This is a genomic window from Nitrosomonas eutropha (assembly GCF_900116685.1).
Lineage (GTDB): Bacteria > Pseudomonadota > Gammaproteobacteria > Burkholderiales > Nitrosomonadaceae > Nitrosomonas > Nitrosomonas eutropha_A.
In genome coordinates, this window is sequence record NZ_FPBL01000026.1 from 1 (window position 1) to 3607 (window position 3607).

General features: G+C 53.1%; 3 protein-coding genes. All 3 read right to left on the reverse strand.

Annotated features, from left to right (window positions below; genetic code table 11):
* Window positions 1-3 precede the first annotated feature (3 nt).
* The 3 genes from cycA to BM331_RS11295 all read right to left on the reverse strand — a co-directional run bounded on the left by cycA (window position 4) and on the right by BM331_RS11295 (window position 3600).
* The gene (gene cycA, locus BM331_RS11285) at window positions 4-711 is read right to left on the reverse strand and encodes a cytochrome c-550 CycA (protein ID WP_074929559.1); all 708 of its coding nucleotides are present in this window, start codon (window positions 709-711) and stop codon (window positions 4-6) included.
* Window positions 712-772: 61 nt separating this feature from the next.
* Window positions 773-1891, reverse strand: coding sequence for a hydroxylamine oxidation protein HaoB (gene haoB / locus BM331_RS11290; RefSeq protein ID WP_074929560.1), 1119 nt, complete (start codon window positions 1889-1891; stop codon window positions 773-775).
* The gene (locus tag BM331_RS11295) at window positions 1888-3600 is read right to left on the reverse strand and encodes a multiheme c-type cytochrome (RefSeq protein ID WP_074929561.1); all 1713 of its coding nucleotides are present in this window, start codon (window positions 3598-3600) and stop codon (window positions 1888-1890) included. Before BM331_RS11295 ends, haoB begins: the two co-directional genes overlap by 4 nt.
* Window positions 3601-3607 lie beyond the last annotated feature (7 nt).

Below are 3607 nucleotides of genomic sequence, written 5' to 3' on the forward strand. Positions count from 1 at the left end.
TCTCTATTTTCCTTTTTTGGCAGTTTTAGCGCTGGCCTGGAATTCGTCATGGAGCTTGAATTTAGGCTCTCCGTCAAATACGCCATCCAGTTTGTAATGCTCGTGCATGGCTTTGACATCTTTTACCATCTCGTCAAACTTGAAGGTGTATTTCGCATCTACTTCCGGGGTGAACGGGGTATAAGGCGCCTTGGCTCCTTTCCAGGGGGAACCTTCATAGTTCAGATGGCAGGCGCTGCAGCGTTCTTCAAAACTAAAATCCTGGCCCTTGCTTGCCAGGGTCTTGCGCGGTGCTTTCTTGCCCGATTTCTCAAATACCTGACCAGCCTTGCGGTGATCTCCCCGGTATTTACGTCCAGGCCCGTGACAGGATTCACAGCCTACGCCAGTCAGCATGGGTTTGGGGGATTCGATCGTGTAGCCGCCTTTCTGGCCAAATCCATCCACGTGGCAACCTACGCAGTCTTTGTCCTGGGTGTAGTCTTTGGCAGGATCCAGTTTGGCCTTTTGTTTGGCTTCCACTTTGACATTGGGTTTGAGCGATTCCATCGCCTTGGCGTGGGCAGTATGTTTCCACGATTGAGCTTGTGGTTTGTGGCAGGAACTGCACTTTTTACGGCCTTCAAACGGAGCATCCGCTGCCAGACTCTGTCCACTTGTCAGGGTGAACAGGGCTGCAGCAACCAGTCCGCAGGCTATCATTATTTTCATGATCTCTCCTCTTGTTTTAGGTGTTTGAACACTGATTACAATTCTTTTGTCTTGCCGACTGTTATTGTACCTGATCAGTCAGATGGGTTGAATCCGTCGTTTTATCATGCTCCGGGCTCGGTTGCAGATTGTGCTGTATTTGCGCCGGGGCCTTTTCTGTCAGTTGATAGACCCAGTATCCTCCTTGCTGGTAGATCAGTCGCGGGGAGGTGAGCTCCAGCGGAGAAGGCTGGCTGGTAAACGGCAGCAGCCTGGCCAGCAGGGTGTTGTAACTGACCTCATCTGTCAGAAAGAAGGCGCGAATCAGTTCGTCCGATAACGATTGCACGGTGTAAGCGTAGTAGCCGTGGTTGCTCATCTCGGTCTTGACATGACTGATCATGCCATGCAGGTTACCGGTCAGGCGGTAGGGTTTATAGGCAATGCCAAATTTGTCAGGGTACAGCAGACCCAGTTTGTACAGGTCGCTGATGTGCACGATCAGGTAAGCATCGCGTGTACCGGCCAGTTGGCGCAAATCAGTCAGGCCATCGGCCAGCGGATTGAGCAGGCTTTGCGTAAAACGCAGAAATAGTTCACGTTCTCGCGGGTCTGCCGGAGCGCTTGTTTGTTCGTTTTCATACGCGCGGATCGCTTGCGCATGCGGTTGCCATTCCGGTGGAATGATCAGGGGTTCGTGCAATGTGCTGTGAAACAGTACGTCTCGTCCGGTTAGCAGGGCCAGTTGGCGTGAGGTATCCCACCAGCTGAGCAGCAGGGCATCTCGCGGGGCGTATTTGTCTATTGCCGTTGCAAGCGCACTGAGTTCAGTAGCTTTCTGATCCAGTGCCAGCAGGGGTTCTCTGGTCTCGTTCTTCCAGTTGAGCAATACCTGCGGCGAGTTTGCACGCTGACCAAACCAGGCTTGCGCTATCGGTTGATCCGTTCCTTCCAGGTGAATGTCGTACTGGTTGATGGTCAGATCCGGCCAGGCTTCCAGTTCCAGCTCAGGATAGTCGTCCACCTTGCCGGTGGCAGCCAGCTGGTAACGATAGGGAGCCTCATCTGGCGTCAGTAGCAACCAGGCGTACCAGGCCAGTAAAACCAAACCTCCCGTCACCAGTAATATCCCCAGTGACGGGAGGAGTCGGTCAAACCAGCGCGACTGCGCGCGCCGGTTTGGGGTCAACGAAGTGGTCAAGCTTGTGTTTGCTTACGTTTGCGCCAGCCAATCAGAGCAATCGCCCCTGCCAGCAACATGCCACCTCCCAGTCCTCCCAGCGAGATTTTTTCTCCCGCTCCTTTGAGGTCAAGCAGACTGGTTTTTTTTCCTTCCAGTTTGTTTACACGTGCCTGCAGTGCTGTCATTTCCTGCATTTTAGTGTATTCATCCTGAATTTCAACATAGGCACGGTTCATCGGACCCCAGCCTTCGGTATAAGTCCAGCCACCCGGATTAACGTGCGCCAGTCCCACGTGCATTTTGGCCAGGTTGTTTTCTGCCATTTCCAGAACTTTCAGTTCCAGTGAGGCAGGATTGTTACCCTTGGACCAGAACAGTTGGGTGAAGATACCAAAACCAGGATTTTCCGGAGCCGGTGGATTCGGACGGTTGGTCTTCTGACCGGTCAGCGTGCCGTCTTCATACATTTTGTGAACAATGGCGTTGGCTTCCTGGTATTTAGCCAGTCCTTCCAGGGTACCTTTGTCCATGAGATCCAGGTAGGAGCGGGCAAACCGTTCCGAGTGACATTGGGTACAGGTCACAACCCAGGAATCCAGGCGAGCTTCTGACCAGTCGCTGGTGATGTTCTCAGCAATCCCCGGAACAAACGGGTAGTTTGCCCAGCGGGTCTTGCGAGTGATGTTATGGGTATATTCCCCTTCGTATTCCATGTGGCAGGCTGCACAGGTCGGTGCAGTCTGGCCGCCTTTGGAGAAGGCGTCTTTCAGACGAACATTCCAGTTCCAGTTTTCCCGGTTCATTTCAGCGAGCTTGCCGTGCTTGGACATAACGTAGGCTTCATAGTTGTTATGGTCCACGCCACTGTGACAGGTGGCACAGGCTTCCGGTTTGCGTGATTCTGCCGCCGAAAATTCATGACGGGTGTGGCAGTTGTCGCATTTGTTCTGGTTGGTGTGGCACATGGTGCAACCTTCTGCCACTTCACGTTGCGGCATGGCTGCCCAAACGGTGGTTTCAATGTTGGCGGTGTAGTCCAGTGCGTGCGAGGGACGTCCATCAGGCCATTGGCCATTCGGCCAGATCATGGTGTCACGCTCGGATTCACGCTCGGCAAATTCTCTCAGGTGACAGGTTCCGCAAACGTCAGCTGTGGGCATACGTACGTCTTTGGTGTGATCCGCTTTATTTTTGGCGTTGATGTCAACGTGACAGTCAATACAGCCTACTTCCTTGAGCGTTTCTTTTTCTCCAAGTTTGCCCATAGAGCGCAGGTTGTGCTCAACTTCTTCCAGCTTGCCCTTTTTGTAAAAAAGAGGATCTTCCGGCTTGAGGTTGCGTATTTTGTCCAGATTGGCGTGGGTGCTGCGTTTCCATGCTCTTACCCATACCGGTGTCTCGTCCGAGTGGCATTCGACGCAGTCTTTGCGTTCTGCAATTTCTTTCGGGGAAACCGGTGGTTTGTAAAAAGTACTCGGATCCATGTAGATACTGAGTGCTATAGGCTCCCAGTAGTCTCCCTTCGTGCCCTTGCCAGCTCCATGCGCAGGATCCTTGTAACGCTTCACCAGCGCTTCATAGGTCTCTTTCGGCGTAGCTTTACTCCGATCCAGCTTCAACGCTTCATACGTCTCATCCGGCACCGTCGATATGTCCGCCTGTACCGGCCCAATCAGCAGCAGGCCCGCACATAGCAGCATCCCCTTCAAATACTCCCCTAGTCTCATCTCTCTC